General features: G+C 54.1%; 26 protein-coding genes and 1 tRNA gene. 17 read left to right on the forward strand and 10 right to left on the reverse strand.

The window, feature by feature from the left end; all coding sequences use genetic code 11:
• The first annotated feature begins 134 nt into the window (after positions 1–134).
• The 3 genes from OEU85_RS09580 to OEU85_RS09590 all read left to right on the forward strand — a co-directional run bounded on the left by OEU85_RS09580 (position 135) and on the right by OEU85_RS09590 (position 2327).
• Positions 135–500 (forward strand): response regulator, encoded by a 366-nt coding sequence (locus OEU85_RS09580; RefSeq protein WP_020401241.1) that lies wholly within the window; start codon positions 135–137, stop codon positions 498–500.
• Positions 501–507: 7 nt separating this feature from the next.
• Positions 508–1887: a PleD family two-component system response regulator gene (locus OEU85_RS09585; protein ID WP_262691252.1), complete on the forward strand. Its 1380-nt coding sequence runs from the start codon at positions 508–510 to the stop codon at positions 1885–1887.
• Between the two features lie 83 nt (positions 1888–1970).
• Entirely contained in the window at positions 1971–2327 is a 357-nt protein-coding gene (locus OEU85_RS09590; RefSeq protein WP_262691253.1) for a DUF4870 family protein, read from the forward strand.
• Positions 2328–2402: 75 nt separating this feature from the next.
• Here OEU85_RS09590 and rpmG read toward each other — a convergent pair whose 3' ends face one another.
• On the reverse strand, positions 2403–2570 hold the full coding sequence (gene rpmG / locus OEU85_RS09595) for a 50S ribosomal protein L33 (protein WP_020401238.1): 168 nt from the start codon (positions 2568–2570) through the stop codon (positions 2403–2405).
• 207 nt (positions 2571–2777) lie between these two features.
• On the opposite strand from rpmG, the gene OEU85_RS09600 reads away from it, so the two are divergent.
• Both OEU85_RS09600 and OEU85_RS09605 read left to right on the forward strand, forming a co-directional pair.
• Positions 2778–3542, forward strand: coding sequence for an Hpt domain-containing protein (locus OEU85_RS09600; RefSeq protein WP_262691254.1), 765 nt, complete (start codon positions 2778–2780; stop codon positions 3540–3542).
• A 153-nt stretch (positions 3543–3695) separates the two neighbouring features.
• Positions 3696–4220 carry a hypothetical protein gene (locus OEU85_RS09605; RefSeq protein WP_262691255.1) on the forward strand — a complete coding sequence of 175 codons (525 nt, stop codon included), beginning with the start codon at positions 3696–3698 and terminating at the stop codon, positions 4218–4220.
• Between the two features lie 48 nt (positions 4221–4268).
• On the opposite strand, the gene OEU85_RS09610 is transcribed toward OEU85_RS09605, so the two are convergent.
• Positions 4269–4817, reverse strand: coding sequence for a hypothetical protein (locus OEU85_RS09610; RefSeq protein WP_262691256.1), 549 nt, complete (start codon positions 4815–4817; stop codon positions 4269–4271).
• A gap of 74 nt (positions 4818–4891) precedes the next feature.
• Complete coding sequence (locus OEU85_RS09615; protein WP_262691257.1) at positions 4892–5560, reverse strand: NUDIX hydrolase; 669 nt, start codon at positions 5558–5560, stop codon at positions 4892–4894.
• 328 nt (positions 5561–5888) lie between these two features.
• Between OEU85_RS09615 and OEU85_RS09620 the strand changes: the two genes are divergently transcribed.
• Positions 5889–6395, forward strand: coding sequence for a TerB family tellurite resistance protein (locus OEU85_RS09620; RefSeq protein ID WP_262691258.1), 507 nt, complete (start codon positions 5889–5891; stop codon positions 6393–6395).
• A gap of 66 nt (positions 6396–6461) precedes the next feature.
• Here the strand turns inward: OEU85_RS09620 and OEU85_RS09625 are convergent, their stop codons facing one another.
• Both OEU85_RS09625 and OEU85_RS09630 read right to left on the reverse strand, forming a co-directional pair.
• The gene (locus OEU85_RS09625) at positions 6462–6923 is read right to left on the reverse strand and encodes a cupin domain-containing protein (protein WP_262691259.1); all 462 of its coding nucleotides are present in this window, start codon (positions 6921–6923) and stop codon (positions 6462–6464) included.
• 107 nt (positions 6924–7030) lie between these two features.
• The gene (locus OEU85_RS09630) at positions 7031–8182 is read right to left on the reverse strand and encodes an acyl-CoA dehydrogenase family protein (protein ID WP_262691260.1); all 1152 of its coding nucleotides are present in this window, start codon (positions 8180–8182) and stop codon (positions 7031–7033) included.
• Positions 8183–8341: 159 nt separating this feature from the next.
• Here OEU85_RS09630 and pcaF point away from each other — a divergent pair, with 159 nt between their 5' ends.
• The 3 genes from pcaF (at position 8342) to OEU85_RS09645 (ending at position 12542) form a co-directional block, all read left to right on the forward strand.
• Positions 8342–9547 carry a 3-oxoadipyl-CoA thiolase gene (gene pcaF, locus OEU85_RS09635; protein WP_262691262.1) on the forward strand — a complete coding sequence of 402 codons (1206 nt, stop codon included), beginning with the start codon at positions 8342–8344 and terminating at the stop codon, positions 9545–9547.
• A 104-nt stretch (positions 9548–9651) separates the two neighbouring features.
• Positions 9652–11751: a 3-hydroxyacyl-CoA dehydrogenase NAD-binding domain-containing protein gene (locus OEU85_RS09640; protein WP_262691263.1), complete on the forward strand. Its 2100-nt coding sequence runs from the start codon at positions 9652–9654 to the stop codon at positions 11749–11751.
• Between the two features lie 8 nt (positions 11752–11759).
• Entirely contained in the window at positions 11760–12542 is a 783-nt protein-coding gene (locus OEU85_RS09645; RefSeq protein WP_262691264.1) for an SDR family NAD(P)-dependent oxidoreductase, read from the forward strand.
• Between the two features lie 114 nt (positions 12543–12656).
• Here OEU85_RS09645 and OEU85_RS09650 read toward each other — a convergent pair whose 3' ends face one another.
• Positions 12657–14864, reverse strand: a complete 2208-nt coding sequence (locus tag OEU85_RS09650; protein ID WP_262691265.1) for a TonB-dependent receptor — start codon at positions 14862–14864, stop codon at positions 12657–12659.
• A 456-nt stretch (positions 14865–15320) separates the two neighbouring features.
• On the opposite strand from OEU85_RS09650, the gene sfsA reads away from it, so the two are divergent.
• The 5 genes from sfsA (at position 15321) to OEU85_RS09675 (ending at position 18670) form a co-directional block, all read left to right on the forward strand.
• Positions 15321–16031, forward strand: a complete 711-nt coding sequence (gene sfsA / locus OEU85_RS09655; protein WP_262691266.1) for a DNA/RNA nuclease SfsA — start codon at positions 15321–15323, stop codon at positions 16029–16031.
• 38 nt (positions 16032–16069) lie between these two features.
• Positions 16070–16900, forward strand: a complete 831-nt coding sequence (gene map / locus OEU85_RS09660; protein ID WP_262691267.1) for a type I methionyl aminopeptidase — start codon at positions 16070–16072, stop codon at positions 16898–16900.
• 18 nt (positions 16901–16918) lie between these two features.
• Positions 16919–17611 carry a RadC family protein gene (gene radC / locus OEU85_RS09665; protein ID WP_262691268.1) on the forward strand — a complete coding sequence of 231 codons (693 nt, stop codon included), beginning with the start codon at positions 16919–16921 and terminating at the stop codon, positions 17609–17611.
• A gap of 92 nt (positions 17612–17703) precedes the next feature.
• Complete coding sequence (locus OEU85_RS09670) at positions 17704–18150, forward strand: NUDIX domain-containing protein (protein WP_262691269.1); 447 nt, start codon at positions 17704–17706, stop codon at positions 18148–18150.
• Between the two features lie 16 nt (positions 18151–18166).
• Positions 18167–18670 (forward strand): CYTH domain-containing protein, encoded by a 504-nt coding sequence (locus OEU85_RS09675; protein WP_262691270.1) that lies wholly within the window; start codon positions 18167–18169, stop codon positions 18668–18670.
• Here the strand turns inward: OEU85_RS09675 and OEU85_RS09680 are convergent.
• A complete protein-coding gene (locus OEU85_RS09680) occupies positions 18667–19986 on the reverse strand; it encodes an amidohydrolase family protein (protein WP_262691271.1) in 1320 nt (439 codons plus the stop codon). The genes OEU85_RS09675 and OEU85_RS09680 overlap by 4 nt on opposite strands.
• Before the next feature lie 142 nt (positions 19987–20128).
• On the opposite strand from OEU85_RS09680, the gene purB reads away from it, so the two are divergent.
• Positions 20129–21430, forward strand: a complete 1302-nt coding sequence (purB, locus tag OEU85_RS09685) for an adenylosuccinate lyase (protein WP_262691272.1) — start codon at positions 20129–20131, stop codon at positions 21428–21430.
• A gap of 77 nt (positions 21431–21507) precedes the next feature.
• Here purB and OEU85_RS09690 read toward each other — a convergent pair whose 3' ends face one another.
• The 3 genes from OEU85_RS09690 to OEU85_RS09700 are packed head-to-tail and all read right to left on the reverse strand — an operon-like array spanning position 21508 to position 24411.
• Positions 21508–22458: a proline iminopeptidase-family hydrolase gene (locus OEU85_RS09690; RefSeq protein ID WP_262691273.1), complete on the reverse strand. Its 951-nt coding sequence runs from the start codon at positions 22456–22458 to the stop codon at positions 21508–21510.
• A 10-nt stretch (positions 22459–22468) separates the two neighbouring features.
• The gene (fghA, locus tag OEU85_RS09695) at positions 22469–23308 is read right to left on the reverse strand and encodes an S-formylglutathione hydrolase (protein ID WP_262691274.1); all 840 of its coding nucleotides are present in this window, start codon (positions 23306–23308) and stop codon (positions 22469–22471) included.
• Entirely contained in the window at positions 23308–24411 is a 1104-nt protein-coding gene (locus OEU85_RS09700; RefSeq protein ID WP_262691275.1) for an S-(hydroxymethyl)glutathione dehydrogenase/class III alcohol dehydrogenase, read from the reverse strand. Before OEU85_RS09700 ends, fghA begins: the two co-directional genes overlap by 1 nt.
• A 158-nt stretch (positions 24412–24569) precedes the next feature.
• On the opposite strand from OEU85_RS09700, the gene OEU85_RS09705 reads away from it, so the two are divergent.
• On the forward strand, positions 24570–25322 hold the full coding sequence (locus tag OEU85_RS09705) for a competence/damage-inducible protein A (protein ID WP_262691276.1): 753 nt from the start codon (positions 24570–24572) through the stop codon (positions 25320–25322).
• Between the two features lie 75 nt (positions 25323–25397).
• Positions 25398–25484, forward strand: a tRNA-Leu gene (locus tag OEU85_RS09710).

Genomic DNA, 25484 nt, shown 5'->3' on the forward strand with positions numbered 1-25484 from the left:
TGTCACAATGCGGCGCGCGCGGGTGAATTTTCCATTTAAATACCTTGTCGGTCTTGTTTTTTTATCAAAAGCACGCCTATTATTTGGCGTTGGGAATACAACAAACGCCCAAATATTTGGGCTAGGGGAACCGTATGGGTAAGAAGATCCTGATAGTCGAAGACAACGAGCTTAACATGAAGTTGTTTTGCGACCTTCTGGAAGCTCATGATTATGAGACTATCCAGACACGTGATGGCATGGCTGCACTTGACCTTGCGCGTGAACATAATCCGGATCTCATATTGATGGATATTCAACTGCCGGAAGTCTCGGGCCTGGAGGTTACCAAGTGGCTGAAGGAAGACGAGGATCTGCGGAAGATTCCGGTGGTAGCGGTCACAGCTTTTGCCATGAAGGGCGATGAAGAGAAAATCAGGGAAGGGGGCTGCGAGGCCTATATTGCCAAGCCCATCTCAGTTGGTCATTTCCTTGAAACAGTAAAACAGTTTGTAGGATAGGGGTCCAATGACAGCGCGGGTGCTGGTGGTTGATGACGTTCCGCCGAACGTCAAGCTACTCGAGGCTAAGCTCACGAGTGAATATTTTGACGTGCTGACCGCATTTAGTGGTCCGGAAGCGTTGGACGTGATCAGTCGGGAACATCCGGATATCATTCTTCTTGATGTCATGATGCCGGGGATGGACGGTTTTGAGGTATGCCGGCGCATCAAAGCAGACCCTGTTACAGCCCATATACCGGTGGTGATGGTAACCGCGCTGGACCAGCCGTCTGATCGTGTGGCCGGGCTTGAGGCCGGGGCAGACGACTTTCTGACAAAACCTGTACAGGACCTTGCGTTATTTGCGCGAGTGCGCTCGCTTGTCCGACTGAAAGTCATGATGGATGAGCTCAGGAACCGGGAAGCCACGGGCGCCAGCCTTGGCTGGGAAAACGAGGAGGATGCCCCGGTTGAGGCCGAGGTGCCAACCGACGGGTCTATTCTGATCGTGGATGAGCAGGAACGTGTTATGGAGCGGATCGCACGGGCCCTTGAGGGTGTCGGCGAATTGACCTTCATGACCGGTGGCGAAGATGCGGCAGATAGGGCCAGGGAAAAGAATTTTGACCTCATTATTGTCTCCCTGACGATGCGGAATACCGACGGCCTCAGGGTCTGCTCGAAACTGCGGTCGTTTGAGGAGACGCGCCATGTGCCGATCCTTGTGATGGTGGACGACGGCAATACAAAACTCCTCGTCCGTGCCCTTGAAATGGGTGTGAACGATTATGTTGTTCGTCCGGTGGACCGCATGGAGTTCCTTGCGCGCGTCAAAACGCAGCTTAAGCGTAAGCGGTACGCAGACAAACTGTGGGAGAACTTCCACTTGTCGATGCAGCTTGCTACCACAGACGCTGTAACTGGTCTTTATAACAGGCACTATCTTACAAGCCACCTGGAAACACGCTTACAGGCCGCGCAAAGTGCGGGCAAGCCACTTTCTGTGCTGATGATGGACATCGACCACTTCAAGAAGGTCAACGATACCTATGGTCACGCGGTGGGAGACCTGGTGCTCAAGGAGTTTGCCAACCGGATTGCCAAGAATATCCGCGGTGTAGACCTCGCTGCACGCTATGGCGGCGAAGAATTTGTCGTCATGATGCCGGAGACGCCAACCGACTGGGCGTTCATGATTGGTGACCGGCTGAGGCAGGAAGTGTGCGAAAACCCGTTTGAGGTTGGTTTGCCAGAGGGCCCGATCAATGTGACGGTGTCTCTTGGCGTAGCGACAAGCGGTGATAAGCTCAGCCCCGCGCAGCTTCTCGATGCGGCTGACAAAGCGCTCTATTCAGCAAAGGCAAACGGTCGTAACCGGGTTGTCATTGCGGGCCAGGAAGACTAGCTGCATTTAATTGAACCTGTTCCCGCGCATCTTCCTTTTATTCTGTTGTAGACACGAACTTTAAACAAAGTTGGGGGAGCCAGATGGAAGACCAAAACCGCTTGTCACCTGTGGAAGACAAAGACCGCACAACAGTAATCATTGTTTATATTCTGTATCTTATCGGGTTTGCGACGGGAATCAGTGCTGTCGTTGGCGTGATTCTGGCGCACTCCAAAGAAACCGGTAGCGGCGTTTGGCGATCACACTTTGACTATCAGATGCGTACGTTCTGGCTTGGGTTGGGGACTATTATTGTTGGTGCGGTGTTGTCACTTGTGCTGATTGGCTGGCTGGTTATCGCTTGGTGGTGTCTTTGGACCGTCATCCGGGTCGTCAGGGGGCTGATGCTGGCGATCAATTGCGAACCGATCGAGGACCCTCAGACGCTTCTTTGGTGAGAAAGCGGCCGAACGGAATAAAAAACGCCGCAGCCCGTGAAGGCGCGGCGTTTTCAATAACAACGGAGTCCAAGATTACTTGATCTTAGCTTCCTTGAATTCTACGTGCTTACGAACAACCGGGTCGTATTTGCGCAGGACCATTTTCTCGGTCATCGTGCGCGGATTCTTCTTGGTCACGTAGAAGTAGCCGGTATCCGCGGTGCTAACCAGCTTGATTTTGATGCTGGACGGCTTAGCCATCTTATTCACTCCAAGAAAACAGTGTTGCCGGTCGCCTCATGCAACCGCTCAGTGGGCGCAAAATACTGATCACCCCTCATAAGTCAAGCGCTCTTTGGCAAATGTCGGAATATTTTTATGGCTGTATGAAAAACTGTAGGGAAATGATAACGCTCGGGTAACCATTTTTGTGCCACAACAATAATGATCAATCACAAGAGGCAAGAGATGTCGACACTCGATAATGAGCTCGTAGAAGAACTGCGTACAGAAGCAATCGATACCGTGGAGGATCGACTGCAAAGCCTCAATGAAGCGGTGACAGACTTCCAGAACGGCCGGGTGCAAAGTGAACATGCACTGGCGACGATCCGCCTTGAAGCGCATTCGCTCAAAACTGTGGCCGCGAGCTTCGAAATGAAGGCTCTCAAGGTCATGTGCCACCGGTTCGAGGATTATTTTTTCAATATGACAGGGCTGACGACCGAATCATGCCGGGATATCCAGCTGTATGTTGACCGCATGTCGGAATGCCTCGACGCTTTCGTCAACGGCAAGGACATTGATCTGTCGCCGATGATGCGGAAGCTGCCTAACAAGGGTGGTTTTAACGTCGGGGATATTACGGTAACCGATATCGAAGTGATGTTGGTGATGGAACCGGGTATCGCTACCAAGATTGTGACCCGAGAGTTGCTGGAATGTGGGTACCGCATGATAAACGTAGCCTCCACGATGGATGCTATCCAGCTTATTCCCTCTATGAAGCCCGACGCCGTAATCGTGTCCCGCGTAATGCCTGAGCTGTCGGGCATCGACCTCGCCTGTGCCTTGAAGGCTATGCCCACAACCCGGCACATTCCCGTGGCGTTGATCGCCACAAGTCAGAAGGAAAAGTTCAAGGACCTGCCTGAGAATGTACCGGTGTTGCGCAAAGGGGCGAACTTCGCTGATGATGTCGCTGACGTGTTTGTGAAACTCGGCATTTTGTGATGCAAGCGCGGAGGGCTGGTGCATTGTCGGCCGACCTTGCGAACGAAGCCATCATAAAAAGTTAAGGTAAAATTAAAGTAAAATTGCATTTACCGGAAAAATGAGCCAATATCGTTGCCGGATGTGGGGCTTTAAGCCAACGAGGGAAGTGTAATGAAATCAACAGTATCTATGATTGCCGGTGTGGCAGTTGCCGTGGCTATGGGCAGCGGTGTGTATGCCGGGGACGAAAAAATCGGTGCCGAATGTTTCGCGCCGATGTCAGTGTATAGCGATGGCATGCCCACGGTTGAGGGGTTTGAAGCCCTGACGCCAGAGAAGCGTATTGTGGAGACAACCATGGTTTTCCGTAAAGCCATGGCTGCGGCGCAGGAATCGCAAAACTGCTATGAAGACGCCATCGCACTCGCCGATGAAGACCAGCTTGCCGCGCTTCAAGACGGGGCAGAAGAAAGCAACCGCGTTTTCGCGCAGGTGCAATCTGACTTTGGCTCCAAGCTTGACGAAATGTCTGGCGATGTGCTTGCCGACGTAGCTCCCGCTGCAGGTCCTGAAACTCAGGCCGCTGCTGAAGAGCAGTCAGTTGCCGGTATGGAGCTTCTGTTTGACTCTTATATGGCGCTTGAGCGCTCTCAAGAGATCAACAGGGGCCTTTCCAAGGCAGCGCGCAAGTCATAACCATAGGCTTGTTGTAGTAAATTGAAAATGGCCCGGCCAAACGCCGGGCTATTTTTTTGGCGTATCTGCGTCTGATTCTTTTCCATCAGCTGAAGTCAGATCTTCGAGAAGGGCGGGGTCCCCGCGATGATTCTCGTTTGGTTTGAACTTGAGAACAACGGTGGGCAAAATGCTCAGTTCCAGCTCTAGGTCTGTGAAGTGGAAGCGGTTGAACTTAAGTTTCTTGCGTGTGCTGCTGGCTCGGAATAGCGAGCCAAGAATCGTGTTGATGAGTTTTTTGTCGCGCGTCTCTGCGAGCAGCGCCGTTTGCGCTTCATCACTGATCAACTCCCGCAGCCGTAGGTGCGGTACAATCTTGGGTGAAAGGCCGAGGCCGACCTCAATTTCGGTTACTTCGTAGCCAGCCCGTTCGATATAGGGCAGGGCTTCATTAAACCGCTGGGCGGTTTTGGTAAGTGTGTCACCGCTGAAGTCCTTGATGCCGCCGACAGCCGCAGAATAGGCTTCCGATGCACTTGTGCCCCACCGGTGGTCTTTTTTGCGGCCAAGCAACGCCTGGCGCATTTCTTCCATGATGTCTGGAAGGCGTTTTTTCATTGTGATCCCTCGTGCTTGTGCTGCCCATAACGATATGAGGCTTACGCGGGATAAACAAGTGGGTTCACGCGCGGTTAGCGGATGATCTCTACCCGGTCAGGATCCTTGATGCGGTACAGCATTGCAGGACGATGAGCGCCGGCGGCAAACTTCTTGCCGGTTTCGGCAATCAGGTCCAACGACAGGATCCACTTGCGGAAATTGCGTTTGTCGAGTGTTTTTCCGGTAGCCTGTTCATACACGATCTGAAGCTGAGACAGAGTGAATTCTTCGGCCATGAACTGCAGCCCGATGGTGGAATACTCCATCTTTGCTGCCAGCCGCTCGCGGGCAACACGGATAATGTCAACATGATCGAAAGCAAGAGCCGGCAGATCGTTGATGGCAAACCATTGAACCTCGGATGCGTCAGTACCGGCAGATGGGTTCAGGTGCGCGGACGGTGTGAGCGTATAATAAGCAACACTGATCACCCGTTCGCGGGGGTCACGGTTTATGGCGCCGAAGGAGTAAAGCTGTTCGAGGTAGACACCTTCAAGGCCTGCTTCCTCGTGCAACTCACGCTTGGCACACTCGTCCAGGCTCTCGTCCATGCGGACAAAGCCGCCAGGTAAAGCCCAAGAACCCTTGAACGGCTCTCCGCCGCGTTTGATAAGGAGCACCTGCAGTTCGTTGTCGCGAACCGAAAAGATCACGATGTCCGTTGTGACGGCAGGATGCGGATATTGATATGTGTAATTCATATCTAATTCGTGTTTTTCTTACGCTTAAGGGTTGTTGACTACGCTCACAGCCGTAACGGTCTGTATTTAGAGTTTCTATCAAAAAACTACTAGCAGACTTTTTAGAACAATGTCTATTTTTGTTTTACGGTTTATTCCCGCTGAAGTCTTGTGCCTTTGCCTATGTTATGCATTTAATTTGTTAGTGTGTAATTTATTTAAAGTTGTATGTAATTGTGGCTTGGGTATGATGCGTCTGTGGGGGCATCATGGCAGGTGGTTTTAACAATCGTTTATATGGCGGCCGGTCAATCAGCGTTCCCAATTCCATATTATCACGTTTACAGCCTTGACCCGGGGTGAAATTTGGGTTGGTATCGGCGTGAACTTTATTCAGCATTTTGATGAGGGGAAGGGTATTATGCCGCTCGCACAACTAGAAAATATTCTAAACCTTTTTCGGGGCACGGAGCTCGACGAAGAAGGTAAACGCCAGTTGGTACGCGAGGCGCTGTTGATGGCGCTGTCCCGCGCCACCAATGCCGATACCAATATTTCAGGTATCGAGATTGCGACAGTACAACGTATTATCAAGGATCGCACAGGTGATGATGTCAGCGAAAAAGACATCCGCGTCGCTGCAATTTCGGATCTTTATAAAGAAGCCACGCTTGAACGATATCTGTCCAAGGTTCGGGGCAAGATTGGCCCAGATGATTGTAAAATGATTGTTGGTGCGCTTGCCGAGGTCATCAAGATTGATGGCAAGATCAGCCCGTTTGAAGTTGAATTCTTCAACAGCGTTGCATCGGCTCTTGGTCTTTCACACGCCGATTGTGCTGGTCTGATTGAATAGACTTAATCTCATAGAACGCGAAAAAGGCGGGTTTGGGCCCGCCTTTTTTATTGCTGCTTATCGGCTTTACTCAAGTGGCTCATCTGGCGAATAGATGACATAAATTTTCATGTAACCATCTGATTCCCAGACGCCGTGCCAGTCCTTACCAATGGTAACCGCATCCCCGGCCTTGATCTCGGTAACGGTGCCGTCGGCGGATGTCAGCGTCACGCCGCCCTCAATAAAATACATGAATTCGTCAACGCCGTAGTGCTCTATGGTGAACTTGCTGGGGCCTGACTTGTACATGCCGCTATCAAACTTTTTGTCGGCGGACAGAAAGTTCTCGAGATCTTCGGTTTTGTATTTCCCCAGTTCGCTATCGTGCATCTTTACAAGCGGTCTGTGGTCGTCAAAAAACTTTCCGGCAATCTGTTCCCTGGAAATTTTTTTTGGGTGGCTGTGGTCGCTTTTGCCCGGCATGTCTGCGGTTGCAGGCAGGGTGAACATCATTGTCGCCAAGACAGCGGCTGCGCTGAATTTCATTTGTCACTCCCCTTGATCATCGGTTGCCAACCTGCCTGCAGGCAGGTTGGCGTAATGCAGGGTATCATCAGATTGACATAAATGTGATCACATTTATGTGCGAAGGATCAGTTCGTGCCGGCGATTACATCCTTGGCAATGATCAGCTGCTGGATCTGGCTGGTGCCCTCATAGATGCGAAACAGGCGAGCATCACGGTACAGCTGCTCAATACCATAATCAGCAATATAGCCCGCGCCACCATATATCTGCACAGCCCTGTCGGCAACGCGGCCAACCATCTCTGAGGCAAACAGTTTTGTACATGACGCTTTGCGCTTTGTGTTCTCACCAGCGTCACGTGCTTTGGCGGCATCGCGAATCATGCACTCCGCAGCGTAAATATCGGTCTGGCTATCAGCAATCATGGCCTGGATAAGCTGGAAGTCGGTGATCGCACCACCAAACTGGCGCCGCTCTTTGGCATAACGCACAGTGTCGCGCAGGATGCGTTTGCCGAGACCTGTGCATACGGCGGAGATATGCAGGCGGCCTTTATCGAGCACTTTCATCGCAGTTTTGAAGCCCATATTCTCAACGCCGCCAATGATGTTTTCTGCAGGCACACGGCAGTCTTCAAAAATGACATCAGCAACCGGTGCGCCTTGCTGGCCCATCTTTTTCTCCGGCTTGCCGACCCTCAATCCGGGCGCGCCAGCTTCAACGAGAAAGGCTGAAACACCGTGCGCGTCCTTGCTGTCTGCGTCTGTACGCGCCATGACTGTGAACAGGCCCGCAAACGGTGCGTTTGTGATGAAGCGCTTTGTGCCATTGAGCACGTAACAGTCACCGTCTTTCCGGGCGCTGGTCCGCAGGGACCCTGCGTCGGAGCCGGCCTCGGGCTCTGTCAGGCAGAAGGAACCAATCAGTTCGCCGCTCGCAAGCTTGGGCAGGTATCTGCTTTTCTGTTCAGGCGTTCCGTCAAGCACAATCGCTTGCGAGCCGATACCCACGTTCGTGCCGAATATAGACCGGAAAGCCGGAGCAGCTTCGCCGATGACCATGGCAACTTCAACCTCTTCCTGCATGTTCAGGCCAAGGCCATCGTACTCTTCGGGAATAGACAGGGCAAAAAGTCCCAGCTCTCTGATTTCAGCTAAAATATCTTTCGGGATGGCATCCGTCTCTGCTACCACACGTTCGTGTGGGATCAGGCGCTCATGCACAAAACGTTCAAGGGTGGTGCAAAGCTGGTGCAGTGTTTCTTTTTCTAACGCCATGATCTGTCCTTCTCCGGTTCCGGGTTATAATTAATGTAAATGATTAGTTTGGCAAGTGGTCGCCCGTGTTACGCTTTTTATGTCATTCGGGTGGTCTTTTGTGAGCGATGATTTAGGTTAATCACCAAAGCTCTATGTGTCTGATTTCGGGAGGGAAGCATGCAACATGCGTTTATTTGTGATGGGCTCAGGACGCCCGTTGGGCGATATGGGGGCGGTCTTGCAGGTGTGAGGACAGATGATCTTGCCGCGCACCCGGTCAAGGCGCTGATCGAGCGGTATCCCGATGCAGACTGGGCTGCGGTTGACGATCTGTTTTATGGCTGCGCTAACCAGGCGGGTGAGGACAATCGCAATGTAGGGCGGATGGCAGCATTGCTTGCAGGTCTGCCGGCCGATGTGCCCGCCGTCACGGTGAACAGGCTGTGCGGTTCCGGCCTCGAAGCTCTGACGCAGGGCGCGAGGGCGGTGATGACGGGAGAGGCTGAATTTGTGATTGCGGGCGGTGTGGAAAGCATGTCGCGTGCGCCGTTCGTGATGCCAAAGGCGACGAGCGCGTATTCCAGGCAGGCAGAAATTTATGACACCACTATCGGCTGGCGTTTTGTCAACAAGGCCCTGAACACAGCTTATGGCACTGATTCTATGCCAGAGACAGCCGAGAACCTTGTTGAAGATCTGAAAATAAGCCGAGACGATCAGGATGCATTTGCCTATCGCTCACAGAGGCGGGCCGAGGCCGCGCAGAAGGCCGGGCGGTTTGAGCGCGAAATAACACCGGTGATCATTCCTCAGCGTAAAGGAGACCCGGTTATTGTCTCAACGGATGAACATCCACGCCACGGCACAACAAGGGAGGCCCTCGCCCAATTGCGTGCGCCGTTCCGCGCTGATGGGACCGTTACCGCAGGGAACGCGTCTGGCACCAATGATGGTGCGGCTGCTCTTCTCGTTGCCAGCGAAGCCGCCGCAACGAAACATGGCCTGACACCGATGGCGCGTATTGTGGGTGCGACCTGTGCCGGTGTGCCCCCGCGAACCATGGGTTTTGGTCCAGTGCCTGCAACCCAAAAGCTTCTGAAGCGACTTGGCCTCAGCCTTGGCGATATGGACGTTATTGAACTGAATGAAGCTTTCGCAGCGCAAGCTTTGGCCTGCACCCGTGGTTTGGGCATCGCCGACGATGCGGTGCACCTGAACCCCAACGGTGGTGCCATCGCGCTTGGCCATCCACTTGGCATGTCTGGCGCGCGTCTCGCGCTGACACTGGCTCATGAACTGGAAGCTCGGGGCGGCCGTTATGGCCTGGCCACCATGTGTATCGGGGTCGGGCAGGGTATAGCCATGGTGATCGAACGCGTCTGACTGTGCTTTTGTATGCGCATCTACTGGCTTTGGCGCATGTGCGCCCTAGTCTCTCAATCAAGGCATGCATGACTGTGCGCATGCAAAGTGAATGAGGGGAAGATATGACAACTGTTTCAAAAGAAATCCGCGAAGGTATCGCGATCATCACTGTCGATAACCCACCCGTGAATGCGCTATCGCACAGTGTGCGGGAAGGTCTGGCGCGCGAGATGAGGGAGCTTTCATCCAATGCGGATGTCAGGGCTATTGTTATCGCTTGTGCGGGGCGCACGTTTATTGCGGGGGCTGACATCCGCGAATTTGGCCGTCCGCCGCAGCCACCGCATTTGCCGGATGTCGTGACGGAAATTGAAGCCATGGAAAAGCCGGTCGTGGCGGCCATCCATGGCACGGCGCTTGGAGGTGGACTTGAGGTTGCACTGGCATGTCATTACCGGGTGGCCCTTGGCTCTGCCAAGATTGGCCTGCCGGAGGTGAAGCTCGGTATCCTGCCGGGGGCGGGGGGTACCCAACGCCTGCCGCGGATCGCGGGTCCAGCGAACGCTTTGGACGCTATTATCAGCGGTCGTCACGTTGGCGCAGGCGAAGCGAAAAACTGGGGTGTGCTGGATGAGGTCGTTGAAGACGATCTGCTAGACGCAGCAATTGCCTTCGCCCACGCATCGGCAGACAATGGCCCGCGCCGTACTGGTGAGATGGAAATTGACAGTGACAAGTTCGGGCCGGAGTTCTTCGCGCAATTCCGCGAATCCATTGCCCGCAAAACACGTGGCTACTTTGCACCGGAACGCTGCGTGCAATGTGTTGAAGCAGCGGTCAGCCTGCCGCTCGAAGAAGGCCTTAAGCGCGAGCGTGAGCTGTTTCAGGAATGTATGTCAAATCCGCAGGCCAAGGCCTTGCAGCATATGTTTTTTGCGGAACGGCAAGTCAGCCGAATTCCTGGTATCGACAAGGGCACCCCACGTCGGGATATCAAGCGGGTTGGCATCATCGGGGCGGGCACCATGGGCGGTGGTATCGCTATGAACTTTGCCAACGTTGGCATCCCCGTCACCATCCTTGAGGTGGAACAGGAAGCGCTGGACCGCGGCCTGGGTGTGGTGCGCAAGAACTATGAGCGCTCAGCTGCCAAGGGCAAGCTGACGGCAGAGCAGGTTGAAGGCCTGATGGGCCAATTTACCGGCACGCTTTCCTATGATGACCTTGGCGATTGTGACCTTATTATCGAGGCAGTCTTCGAGACCATGGAGATCAAGAAAAAGGTGTTTGGCGAATTGGACCGTGTGGCCAAGAAGGGTGCTATCCTCGCCAGCAATACCTCTTACCTTGACGTAAACGAGATTGCCGCCTCTACCAGCCGGCCTGACGACGTGCTGGGGCTACATTTCTTTTCACCCGCCAATGTGATGAGGCTGCTTGAGATTGTGCGCGCAGACCAAACAGCGCCGGATGTATTAGCGACCTGTGTTGGCCTTGCGAAAGCTATCCGCAAGGTGGGCGTAGTTGCCGGTGTATGCCACGGCTTTATCGGCAACCGAATGCTGTCTCCATATGGTCGCGAAGCTGCACTTTGCGTGATTGAGGGCGCGAAGCCTGAGGAAGTGGACGCGGCACTATTCAACTTTGGCATGCCCATGGGGCCGATGACCATGTCAGACATGGCAGGTCTTGATATCGGCTACCTGAACCGTCAGGGTCTTGGCCGCGAAAGCTATGAAACCAAAGCATACGACTGGATGGACCGGCTGGTCGAGTCCGGTCGCAAAGGGTTGAAAGTGGGCGCGGGCGTTTATGCCTATGACGAGGGGAGCCGCACACCAAAGCCCGACCCGGCAGTGCTGACGTTGATTGAGACCGAGAGCGCCAAAGCCGGTATTGAACGCCGTGCAATCTCATCTGAGGAAATTGTCGAGCGCTGCATGATGGCGCTCATCAATGAAGGGGCAAAAATCCTTGGCGAAGGTAAAGCATACCGGGCCAGCGACATCGACGTTGTCTATGTGAACGGCTATGGCTACCCGCCTTATCGCGGGGGGCCGATGCATTATGCTGACAGCCTTGGCCTTGAAAATGTTTATGCGAAGATTTGTGAGTTCGGTGAGAAATTTGGCCCGCGTTGGTGGCAACCCGCGCCGCTTCTGAAAGAGCTCGCCGAAGCCGGTAAAAGCTTTGCTGATTATGACCGTGAAAATGCAAAATAGGATGTGACATGAGTGATTATGTGAATGGAATTTTCGGCCTAAAGGGCCAAGTGGCCCTGGTAGCGGGTGCATCCTCGGGCATCGGTTCAGAATTTGCACGGGCACTGTCTCGGGCAGGCGCCGACGTGGTGCTGGGTGCCCGGCGTACCGACAGGGTGGAAGCGCTGTCGGTAGAAATTGCTAACGACACCGGTGGACGCACCCTGGCGGTAGAGTTGGATGTCACCAGCCGCGAGAGTGTTGAGAAGGCCTTTGCCAAGGCGAAAGAAGCGCTCGGGACACCGACGATTGTGTGTAACAACGCAGGCATTGCCCGGCCGAACTGGGCTCTGGAGGATACTGAAGAGGACTGGGACGCCACCATGAACACAAACCTAAAGGGTATGTGGCGTGTGGGGCAGGTAGCTGCTAAGGCGATGCTGGAGAACGGCAAGGGTGGGTCAATCATCAATACGGCATCGATCTTGGGGCTGGGCGTAGGCCCTCAACAGTTGACCTATGCAACCAGCAAGGCGGGCGTGGTACAAATGACCCGTGCCATGGCGATTGAGTGGCAACGCTGGAGCATCCGCGTGAATGCCATTTGTCCGGGCTATTTCAAGACAGAAATCAACGATACTTTCCTTGATAGTGACCTTGGCCAGCAGATGCTTAAGCAAAGCCCTGCCAAACGGGCGGGCAATCTGTCGGAGCTTGTCCCGGCGATGCTGATGCTGGCCAGCCCGGCATCCAGCTTCACCACAGGTGTGGCTTTGCCGGTTGATGGCGCTCATTCCGTACGGCTGGCTTAACCGCTGAAATGTTCAGATTAAAAGGCGACGAAAACTCGTCGCCTTTTTTGTATGTATCAGAAATGAAAACGGGGACCACAGGCCCCCGTTAAATTTGTTTGTAACCAGGCGGACTTAGAAATCAGCGCGGAACGCAACACCCAGAACGCGGGGTTCATTGACGAAGCCGGTCAGGTTGTTGAAGTCGATCACGCCCTTGACGTTTTTCTCGTCCGTCAGATTGCGGCCGAAGAAGGCAACTTCATAACGGTTATCATCCCAGCGGTAACCAAGGCGCAGGCCCAACTCATATGTGCCGGTGGAGCGGAATTCAGCAGCTTCATAAAGGGTGAAGTTGGTATCGCCCTGATAAGCCCAGTCAGTGAAGACAAAGAACTCTTCTCCGTCACCGGTTGGCTGTACATACTCGGCAGTAACGTTGAACGTCCAGTCAGGTGCCTGTGGCAGCGGGTTGCCATTGATGATGGCACGGCCAAAGTTGTCCAGCCGGTCCGTTGGTGTACACATGCCTGAGCCACAGACCGGAACCCTTACGCTGTTGTCATAGATTTTGGTGTGCGCGTAAGAAGCACCTGCTGTCAGGGTCAGGTTCTGGGTCACAAGGAACTCAAGATCGGTTTCAAAGCCATATGCTTTTACTTCGTTCAGGTTCAGCAGGCGTACATTGTTGGAGCCACCGCCAACGGCGGTAACCTGGAGGTCGTCCATTTCGTAGTAGAAGACGGCGCCATTCCAGCGCATGCGTCCCTCAACGAGGTCAGCTTTGAACCCGGCCTCATAGGACATGATGGTCTCTTCCTGAGCCGTTGTTGGCGCGCTGCCAAAAGCAACGTCACGGCCCTGAATTGACGGAGCACGGAAGCCTGTTGCAACACGCGCGTAGATTGACAGGTCAGGGTTGAGGATATGGTTTACGGCCACGTCCCAACTGAAGTCGTTCCCATCAAGATTAACGGTCGGAAGGGGCGCGCCCGCAGCACCGTCAAATGCGTCAGCAGATTTTTTATCATCTGTATAGCGTGCGCCAACGGTAAGTGTAGTGGCATCGCTCAAGTCATAGCTGACCTGACCAAATAGCGCCCAGCTTTCGTTCTGGTGACGGACTGTAGAATCTGGCACGAAAAACGGACGGGTGCGGATCGTAAAATCGCTATCAAAGTAGAAAAAGCCCATTTGATAGAAAAGCTTGTCAGTACCTTGACCGGAAAGGCGGACTTCCTGAGTATATTGGTCGAGGTTATCGATGCAGTCTTCCGTCGTGCTTGGGAACGGGATGAAGCCTGGTCCCATTTCGGGCAGGAATACCGCGCCATAACCGCCGTCAATGTCGCCGATACCACAGCCATTGGTGGTTTCGTAAGCGCTGACAGAGGTCAGGCTCATTTCATCACCAAAGTCCCAGACGAGCTTGGCAGATGCGCCCCAGCTGTCATAGCTTTGAGTGTTGTGGTGCGTGTCGTCGTGATAAACCGTGTCACGGTCGAAATTCTCATTTAGCTCAGGAGAACCTGTGTCGAAGATGTTGGCGCGGAAGACCTCCGAGGTGCCGTCAAGCGACCGGTAGTGGAAGTTCAGCAGCGCATCGAAATTCTCTGTTGGTTCGATCAGTACCTGTGCTCGCATGGCCGCTTCAACAAAGCCACCCATCACGTCTTCTTCACCGGTATAACCGTTATCAATCCAGTCGCTACGGCGGGTCATCAGGCCGGAGATGCGGGCGGATACTGCTTCGCTGATACCCCCGCCATATGCTGCTTCAACGGAAGATGTGCCGAGGCTGCCGTAGCTTGCACTGACATAACCTTCAGGCTCTTGCGTTGGTTTGCGTGTGTCAAACTTCACGATGCCAGCAGGGGTATTGCGACCAAAGAGCGTGCCTTGGGGGCCGCGAAGGACTTCTACGCGCTCGATGTCAAAGAGCGGGAAGCTTTTGAGGATCACGTTTTCAAGCACCACATCATCGACGATGATGGACACCGGCTGGGAAGCAGCAAGGTCAAAGTCGGTATTGCCGAGACCGCGGATATAGAAGCGTGGTGCAACCCGACCGTTTGAAGATTCTGCGTTGAGACCCGGTACGCGGCTTGAAAGCAAACGAATGTCTTCACCACCAGCCGCGAAATCTTTCACCTTATCGCCAGCAATTGCGCTGACCGAAATTGGAACGTCCTGCAGGCTTTGTGCGCGTTTTTGTGCAGTTACAACGATTTCTTCAAGTGCGAAGCCGCTGTCGCTGCTTTGCGCATGGGCACCGGCGGAGAGTGCAATCATCGAACAGCCGGCAATCAAGCGCGCGCTATTGTTAAACCAGGTTTTTTTCATGGTGTCTTTCCTCATTCGAAACACGCAGCTTCGTTTAGTCATTTTACTGTGGGGATTCACCCGGGCCGGCAGGACATTTGCTGGCGGACCAATCTGTGGGCGCCCGGGACTTTAGTTTGCATAGAAGCCAAAGTTTTGCGACGCAAATCCACAATATATAGAGAGGTCTAGGCAAGCAGGGCACAAGAGTGTTGCACTTTCGCAACCCGCCTTTATGTCGCCTATGGTTTCCCCGGAATTGAAATGCTGCGTTTCCTTTTAATGTTTTTCATTGGCGGGTTTCGAAAATGGGCGCTGGCCTATCCTGAACGCGTCGAAACCTGACCCTATAAACGCAGGGCTGAAGCCAACGGTACAATAGTGGACCGATCAGTCAAGGAAATCAGCGTCATCACCTTGGTGTGGCGCGAAAGGTGTTGCTTGATTGTAACACGGGGGGCAGGCTAGGGTGCCATCATGATTTTCGACCAAACATTACAGGAAGGTCGGCTGGTCAAGCGCTACAAGCGTTTCCTGGCTGATGTGGAATTGCCAAATGGTGAGGTTGTTGTCGCGCACTGTGCCAACTCCGGGTCAATGCTTGGCTGCAAGGAGCCGGGCAGTCGTGTCTGGCTTTCCCCGAACCAAAACCCGAAGGCCAAGCTGGATTGGCGCTGGGAAATGCTTGAGGCAGACGGCGCGTTGGTTGGCATCAACACCAGCCACCCCAATGGTATTGTTGCAGACGCGATTGGCGCTGGGCTGATAAAAGAACTAACGGGCTATGGCTCGTTGCGCCGTGAGGTGAAATACGGGGTGAACAGCCGGATCGACATTCTACTTGAGCGGCCCAAGACGGTTGAGGCTGCTGATAAGTGCTATGTTGAGGTCAAGAATGTGACGCTTAAGGTTGGTGCAGAGGCACAGTTTCCCGATGCTGTCACCACACGTGGCGCCAAACATTTGTGCGAGTTGATGGCCATGATTGACGAGGGCCACCGTGCTGTCATGTTTTATCTTGTCCAGCGCGGAGATTGCGAGGCCTTTGCTCCCGCTGAACACATTGACCCGGTATATGCAGGTGGCCTCAAGGAAGCTGCACAAAAAGGCGTTGAACTTCTGTGTTACTCATGCGACCTGACGCCTGAGAGAATAGAAATATCGGGAACACTTCCCATTCGGCTGTGACCGGCATAAAATAACGGGAAGCCGCGAAGGATAGATAAATGAACTATGTTGATGCATTGAATGCCCCGGACACCCGTACAGGGTCGATTAAAATATATGGCCCGGAGGCCATGGACGGTATGCGCGCGGCGGGTCGCCTTGCGGCTGAAGTGCTTGATTATATCACACCACATGTTGTGCCCGGCGTAACGACAGAAGAATTGGACCGGTTGTGCCATGATTTTATCACAGATAATGGTGCTGTCCCCGCCCCGCTGAATTATCGGGGGTTCCCAAAGTCGATCTGTACGTCGATCAACCACGTTATTTGTCACGGCATTCCGGGTCCGAAAAAGCTTCGTGAAGGCGATGCGCTTAATATTGACGTCACGGTCATTCTTGATGGCTGGTATGGTGACACCAGCCGGATGTTCTTTGTTGGTAAACAGAAGTTATTATCGGAACGGTTGTGCAAAGTGACCTTTGAGGCCATGTGGAAAGGTATTGAAGCTGTGAAGCCCGGCGCAAAGCTCGGCGACATTGGACATGCGATTCAGACCCATGTGGAAGCGCATCGTTATTCTGTCGTGCGGGACTTCTGTGGCCACGGCATTGGGCGTGTTTTCCATGATGAGCCCAGCGTAATGCATTTTGGGCGTCCAGGCGCCGGGCCCGAGCTGCGCCCTGGCATGTTTTTTACCATTGAACCCATGGTGAATGCCGGCAAGCCAGGCTCAAAAATTTTGGCGGACGGCTGGACGGCGGTGACACGTGACAAAACGCTCTCCATGCAATTCGAGCATACACTGGCTGTCACCGAAGATGGATATGAAGTTTTCACCAAGTCGCCAAAGGGCTGGTATTGTCCGCCATATGACCTGAGCGCCTGAAAGCAGGGGTAGGGGCTGATGGGGGATACGGCCAAAACAGCAAGCCACATGAACGGGCACCGCGCCCGTTTGAGAGAACGTTTTCTTGCGGGCGGCGCTGACGCCCTTCAGGATTACGAACTGCTGGAGCTTATCCTGTTTCTCGCCATTCCCCGCCGAGATGTTAAACCACTCGCCAAACAACTCATAGACCGTTACGGCAGTTATGCTGGCGTACTGAGTGCGGATGTGGATAGCCTGCGGGCAACAGCAGGGTTGGGCGACACGGCCGTGGCGGCGATCAAGTCCGTGCAGGCGTCGGCCCTTCGCCTATCCAAGGCTGGTGCAAGTGCACGACCGGTGATGTCAAACTGGTCGCTGGTCTCAGACTATCTTCAGGGCGCGATGGCGCACATTCCGCGTGAGCAATTTCGAATTCTGTTCCTTGACCGCAAGAACGTATTGTTGGCCGACGTGGTCATGAGTGACGGCACCGTGGACGAGGCGGCGGTTTATCCGCGTGAAGTGGTGCGCCGGGCGCTTGAACTTGACGCAACGGCGCTTATACTGGTGCATAATCACCCATCCGGGGACCCGACACCAAGTCAGGCCGACGTGATGATGACCAAAAATATTGTTGAGACCTGCGATCGCATCGGTATACGGGTTCACGATCACATAATTGTTGGCAAAACAGGCCAGGCGAGCTTTAAAGAACTTGGTTTAATGTAGTTTTAAAAATACAGGGCTAGCGTAAAGCCCTGAGCTGGGGACGGCACAACGAGGCTGGGCATTATGCCTCGCCCCCGGAGATTGAGAGACTGATGTATTGGGAACAGGTAAAATCCACCCGCGAAGCGCTTGAAGACCTGCCTATTTCTGCAAAAGTTGTGTTGATGTCAGCCGATGGCAAAGCACTCCTCATGCGTAAGTCCAGTGGCATATTTGACCTGCCGGGCGGCAAGGTGGAAAGTGGGGAAGACCTTTTTGGCGCGCTCAAGCGTGAAGTAAAGGAAGAGAGCGGGATCAAGGTGAAGAAAGTCGAATTCATCTCCTCGTGGGTAAAACACCACCCCACACTTGGCGATCGGCTCATGCTTGTGTTTCATGGACAGTTAAAAAAAGATGCTGCAGACATAATAGTGCAACTTTCTGACGAGCATAAATGGGGTGAGTTTAAAGGGCCGAAGGGCACCTTTAAACTCAAGGATATTCCACCGGGCTATGCCAATGCATTGCATATCTGTTTTGCACGTTACGGCATGCAGTAACGCATGAAGGTCTATCTTGTACGAGATCGAACGTAAATTCCTTGTCGACAAGACACGGTTGAAGCTACCGAGAAAATTCAAGTCTGTCGAACAGGGCTACCTGATGCGGGCCGAAAGCCGGTCCCTCAGAGTCCGGAAAATAGACGGGGATTATATCCTGACGTTGAAGATCGGAAAAGGTGCGAGACGGGTGGAAATAGAACGTCCACTGGGCAAAGCCGAAGGCGTTGCACTAATCTCCAAGGTACTGGACCCACTGATTGTCAAGAAGCGGTACGCAGTCAAATGTGATGGTCACGTGTGGGACGTTGATGTCTTCAAGGGCGAAAATAAGGGACTCGTGCTAGCGGAAATTGAGCTGGAGGATGAGGACGAAGCCTTTACCCGCCCTGACTGGGTAACGCGGGAAGTCACAGGCGACCGGTTATTTCAGAACTCGACTCTCGCAAGCCATCCGATTTCCATGTGGCGGGAAGCATTCGACGAATTCTGCTATCCCGCCGCCAGCTTGGTTGGCTAGTTTTTATACCTGTTGGCTATCTTCGCCAGGCGATTGTCGATATCTGCACGACTATACCAGCGTCCGGCTGCTATGACGCCGGCCTGTTTTGTGAGGTTCGCTGCATCGGCGCGGGGGTCTGCACCAAGAAGGATCAGGTCCGCGCGTGCCCCGACCTCAATCATGCCAAACTTGTCCTTATCGCTGAAATAGCGGCCAGGTGCCGCGATGCCGATTTCCAGAATCTGCGCAGGTGTTAGCCCTGCCTCGACCATCACGTCAATCTCGCGCCAGATTGAAAAGCCGGGCACCGAGAATGTTTGCGGAGCGTCGCTACCCATCGCGAGATTGACGTCTGCGTCTGCAAAAGCCTTTAGCAGTTTCTGCCGGTTTTTGATTACCAGCTTATTAGGCTGCGCATTGCGTGCTGTATTTTCCCATTGCTCGCGTGTTGTTTCAGGCACGTAAGCATTCTCTTGTCGGGCAAGAAGGGCGTCAATTTCTATTGAACTGAGCACCGTGCCAGCACCGTAGCCGCTATAGAAGGTGTTGAAAAGAACCTGCGTGGGCACGATCCACGTACCGCTTTCAAGCGTGATAGCGGTGGCGCGTTCAAGCTCCGCCTCGCTCAACTCATGGCTTTCGCCGTCCAGCCATTCGATATAACCATCCATATGGTCGATGGATATCTGTCCGGCCTCAAGCGCACGCTCGATACCCACATCCGCAGGCACATGGCCACCGAATGGATAGTTAAGGGCATGCGCAATTTCCGCCATCGCGTCATATTCCGCGCGTGTTAGGCCCGGGTGAATTTTCTGCAGGTCCCAGCCTTCGCCTGCATATTGCTTGGTCTTCGCTATCGCTTCCTCGACTGAACTGACTGAGTTGCCGTTAAGGCTGGGTGCAGCGAGATACAGCGTCGGCCCCGCGATCTTGCCTGATTTGATTTTCTCCCTCATGTCAAACTGCGCCGGGTCGCCCAGCATGCCGCGCACAGTGGTGACACCCCCTGCAATATAGAGGAATAAGGTCTCCTCCGCCCGCTCATCGCTCCAACCCGAAGGGGGCAGGTGGCCATGCATTTCAGTCATGCCTGCGATGAGGAATTTGCCGGTGCCGTCTATGCTGGGAAGCGTTTCCTTTAACATATCTGACGGTGGCTCGGAGCCCAATGTGTAAATACCAACAATACGATCACCGACGACAAGTACATCGGCATTTTCAATCACATCGTCCTCATGCATGGTAAGGACGGTGACATTTTTGATGATCGTGTCGGCACATGCGCCGACAGTAAACCCGAGAACCAGAAAAAGGCCGAAAATGAACCGCATGATGATGCTCCACGCCGGATAAGAGATGCGACAATGCTCTTTCTGAAAAGCCGGGGTGTCAAGGAAACTTGCGGTTGGCGGTCGTTTCTGCTAGCAGGTCGGCAGATTTTTATTTCTGTATTCCCCGTGAGGAGCGCGCCCCATGATCCCTCGTTATGCCCGCAAACAAATGACCGATATTTGGGAAGCTGAAAACCGTTTCCGTATCTGGTTCGAGATCGAAGCCCATGCCTGTGACGCCAATGCCAGACTGGGGCGTATTCCGGAGGCAGCAGCCAAGGCTGTATGGGAGCGCGGCAAGTGGGAAATTGACCGCATCGACGAGATTGAGCGCGAAGTAAAACATGATGTAATTGCCTTCCTGACTAACCTGGCGGAGCATGTTGGCGACGAGGCGCGTTTTGTGCATCAGGGCATGACGTCTTCTGACGTTCTGGATACCTGCCTTTCCGTGCAGTTGATGCAGGCGGCGGATATCATCATCGAAGACCTTGAGAAACTTCTGGCCGTGCTCAAGCGCCGCGCCGAAGAGCATAAATATACCGTGTGCATTGGTCGGAGCCACGGCATCCATGCCGAGCCAGTGACCTTTGGCCTGAAGATGGCACAGGCGTATGCAGAGTTCGATCGCTGCCTGAAGCGTATGAAAGACGCACGCGCCGAGGTGGCAACCTGTGCAATTTCAGGCGCGGTGGGGACATTCGCGAATATCGATCCGTATGTGGAAGAATACGTAGCTTCGAAAATGGGCCTCACGGTTGAGCCTGTCTCCACACAGGTTATACCCCGGGACCGTCACGCGATGTATTTTGCCGTGCTTGGTGTGATTGCAAGCTGTATCGAGCGACTGTCAGTTGAGGTCCGTCACCTGCAGCGCACAGAAGTGCTTGAGGCGCAGGAATATTTTTCCAAGGGCCAGAAAGGCTCAAGCGCCATGCCGCACAAAAAGAACCCGATCCTGACCGAAAACCTGACGGGGCAAGCCCGCTATATCCGCGCCATGGCGATCCCGGCAATGGAAAACGTGGCGCTGTGGCACGAGCGGGATATCTCCCACTCTTCCGTTGAACGCTACATCGGGCCTGATGCTACGATTGCCCTTGATTTCAGCCTGGCGCGCCTCACGAACGTGATGGACCAGCTTCTGGTGTACCCGGACAATATGCTGGACAACATGAACAAAATGGGCGGTCTGCCAAACAGCCAGCGCGTGTTGCTGGAGCTGACGCAGGCTGGTGTCAGCCGTGAGGACGCTTATCGGCTTGTGCAGGCGAACGCGATGAAGGTTTGGGAAAGCCGGGGTGAACTGCAGTTGCTTGATCTTCTGAAGGCGGACGAAACCGTGACATCCAAGGTGTCAGAAGCAGAACTAGATGAGCTGTTCAATATGGATTACCATACCAAACATGTGGATACGATTTTCAAGCGTGTGTTCGGCGAATAAGCTGGATGCGATATACGGAATAGAGAAGGGCGGCTCTCAGGCCGCTCTTTTTTGTATCTTACGCTTGGCAAAGGCCCTTAGTTCACGGACTGATGCAGGAAGTCACGCAGGGTCTTAAGGTATAGCGCTTCGTTTTCGCCCATCGTGGCGTGTCCTGCCTCGGGTATTATCATGGTCTCTGCGCCATCAATCATGCCTGCGTATTTTTTGCAGCTTTTAGGTGCGGCTTCGTCAAATTCCCCACAAATCATCAGGCTTGGCACATTGATATTCGGAAGACGTGGGCTAACGTCATAGTTCCGAAGCGTGCCGGGGGCAAAAAACTCTGACGGGCCCCACATATATTCATACATGTCTTTGTTGCGCATGGGGCCGTCCACGCGGTAGCGGGCGCCAGGGCAAGGGGATTTTCGGCACATGTGGCGCTGGTAAAATTCATCCTCAGCCGCGCGGTATTCAGGTGTATTGGTGGTGCCTGCTGCCTCATGGCGGCGGATTGTATCAGCCACATCTTTGGGTAGTTGGTCGATCCAGACCTGATTGTCGGCAATCCACTGCTGTGTGGAGATGAGCGGGCTCGAGAGGATGGCGGCCTTAAGGCCCTTCGGGCGGCGAACGGCGTATTCAGCCGCGAGTGTACCGCCCCAGCTGTGGCCAGCGATAATCACTTCCTCCAGGCCAAGGGCATCACGGATGTGGTCAATTTCGGCTACGAAACGTTCGACGTTCCAGTTGGCTCTGTCGTCAGGCCGGTCAGAATTGCCCGTGCCAAGCTGATCATACAGTATGACCGGGTACTCATCCGACAGCGCGACATAGGGCATGTTGCCGCGGTGCGTGCCGCCGGGCCCGCCGTGCATGACGACGATGGCCGGCTTTTTATGCAACAGCGCCGCGCCATTCATCCGGTACCAGATGCGACCACCATCCACTTCAATATACCCGGCAACCTCGGGGTCCTGATGGGCAGAGGCATTGGGGGGCAATAAAGCCAAAGCAAGAAAAGTCGCAAGGATAAGGCGGTACATAGATGTCTCCTTAACCAAGCTGGGTCGCGTGGTGGCGCAGATGGTCTTCAATGAAAGTCGATATAAAGAAATAGCTATGGTCATAGCCGGGGTGCCACCTGAGTATGAGCTTCTGGCCAGCCTTGTCACATGCTTTTTCAAAGAGTTCTGGCTTGAGCTGTCCTTCAAGGAAATTGTCAGCGAGGCCTTGGTCGATCAATACTTCGCTGTCATCAGCGCCGAGTTTTTCAAGAAGCGCGCAGGCGTCATAGGCAGCCCACGCTCCGCGGTCATCGCCCAGATAACCGGAAAGCGCCTTTTCGCCCCACGGGCAATTGAGGGGGGAGACGATAGGCGCGAAGGCGGAAACACTTTTATAGGTGTCCCGGTTTTTGAGCCAGATTGTAAGCGCACCATGCCCTCCCATCGAATGGCCGGTGATGCCTTGCCGGTCCATATCGGCAGGGAAGCTGTTCGCCACCACATCCGGCAATTCCCTGGTGATGTAGCTATACATGCGGAAGTTTTTTCCCCACGGGTCTTTGGTGGCGTCTACATAAAAGCCCGCGCCTTTGCCGAAGTCATAGCCCTCATCGTCCGGCACATCGTCGCCGCGTGGGCTGGTGTCCGGGCAGATGACCATGAGGCCGAGCTCGGCAGCCACACGCTGGAATCCAGCCTTGACGGTGGCGTTGTCTTCCGTACAGGTCAGGCCTGAAAGGTACCAGAGCACCGGTACCTTTCCGTGGCGTGACTGCTCAGGAGAGAAGACGGAAAACCGCATCTCGCAGCCAAGCTCTCTGGACGCATGCCTGTAGTGGCCTTGCGTGCCGCCGAAACAGGCTGTTTCGGATATAACCTCGAACGACATCAGTACATCACCACGGAGCGGATTGATTTGCCTTCGTGCATCAGGTCAAATGCGGTGTTGATCTCATCAAGTGGCATCTTGTGGGTGATGAGGTCGTCGATGTTGATCTTGCCGTCCATATACCAGTCCACAATCTTGGGCACATCGGTGCGGCCACGCGCGCCGCCAAAAGCAGAGCCGCGCCACACCCGCCCAGTCACAAGCTGGAATGGGCGGGTGGAGATTTCCTGCCCTGCGCCCGCAACACCGATGATGATGCTTTCACCCCAACCCTTGTGACAGCACTCCAGCGCCTGCCGCATGGTGTTCACATTGCCGATACATTCGAAACTGTAATCCGCGCCACCATTTGTCAGGTCCATGATGGCCTGCATTATGTCACATTCCTTGGGGTTGAGAAAGTCGGTCATGCCAAACTGGCGGCCCATTGCTTCGCGTGCAGGGTTGATGTCCACGCCGACAATCTTGTTGGCACCCACCATTCGAGCACCCTGAATGACGTTCAGACCAATGCCGCCAAGTCCGAATACTACCACGTTTGAGCCTGGCTCAACTTTCGCGTCGAAAGCAACGGCGCCAACACCCGTGGTTACACCGCAGCCGATGTAGCAGATTTTGTCAAACGGCGCGTCTTTGCGCACTTTTGCCAGCGCGATTTCGGGCAGTACCGTGTGGTTCGAAAAGGTGGAACAGCCCATGTAATGCAGGATCGGCTTGCCATCGATGGAGAAGCGGCTGGTGCCGTCCGGCATCACACCTTTACCTTGCGTCTCCCTGATGCTTTGGCACAGGTTGGTTTTTGGGTGCAAGCAATAATCACATTCCCGGCACTCAGGCGTGTAAAGCGGAATAACATGATCGCCCGGCTTCAGGCTTTTCACGCCTTCACCCACCTCCAGCACAACGCCTGCGCCTTCATGGCCAAGGATCGCGGGGAAGGCGCCTTCCGGGTCATCGCCGGAAAGCGTAAAGGCGTCCGTGTGGCAAACACCGGTGGCTTTGATCTCGACCAGGACTTCTCCGGCTTTTGGGCCTTCGAGGTCGACTTCTTCAACGGAAAGCGGTTTCCCCGCGCCCCAAGCGACAGCAGCACGTGTTTTCATGATTATCCCCTCTCAGGTCTGATACGTTTCTATGATCCAGTTTGCAGATCTGAGTGTACTAAAACCGAATGAACGATTAGAGTGCAACCCTTCTTGGGAACCGGTGTACCGAATTAACGGATCACCTTCAAGGAAACCGCATAAAGACGGGGGATTAAATGGCTGAGGATGTAAGCGCCGCACTATTGGTGATCGGGGATGAAATCCTCTCCGGCCGCACGCAGGACAAGAATATCGCCTATCTGGCAACCTGGCTTAATGAGGCGGGAATCCAGTTGAAGGAAGTGCGGGTGGTGCCTGACATTGAAGGCGACATCGCAAATGCCGTGAACGCGCTGCGCAGCCGCTATGATTATCTGTTCACGACAGGTGGTATCGGCCCGACACATGATGACATCACTGTCGACAGTATTGCTGCGGCTTTTGGTGTGCCGGTGGTGACCCACAAGGAAGCTTATACGCGCATGGAAGCGTATTATGGTGCCGAAAATTTTACCCCGGCCCGTCAGCGCATGGCGCGAGTGCCCGAGGGCGGTACGCTGGTGGATAACCCGGTCTCGATCGCACCCGGTATCAACATTGAAAACGTGTTTATCCTCGCTGGTGTGCCCAAGATCATGCAGGCGATGCTTGAAGACCTGCGCCCGCTGCTGAGAAGTGGACGGAAGGTTTGGACACAATCTCTGACCATCCATGCGGCGGAAAGCAAGCTGGCGGATGGCCTGACAACACTACAGGGTAAACACGGTGGTGTCAGTATCGGCAGTTACCCGTTTTATCATGCAGGTGTCGGCGCGCAGGTGGTAGTACGGAGCCCGGACAAGACGGCAGTATCTGCAGCGATGGATGAACTGAAGCAGTTTTGTCGCGACAATGCGTTTTCAACCGACGGCCCCAGCGAGATCGATTAATTTCTCTGTGGCGACGTTTCGTCATTGTTCTCGACATTTTTTTTGGTCTATAACGCCTGTGTCCAACCGACATGTGCCCGCATGGTGGAATTGGTAGACACACAAGACTTAAAATCTTGAGACCGTATGGTCGTGCCGGTTCGAGTCCGGCTGCGGGTACCA

Origin of the sequence: Kordiimonas aestuarii (assembly GCF_025574465.1) — a bacterium.
GTDB lineage: Bacteria > Pseudomonadota > Alphaproteobacteria > Sphingomonadales > Kordiimonadaceae > Kordiimonas > Kordiimonas aestuarii.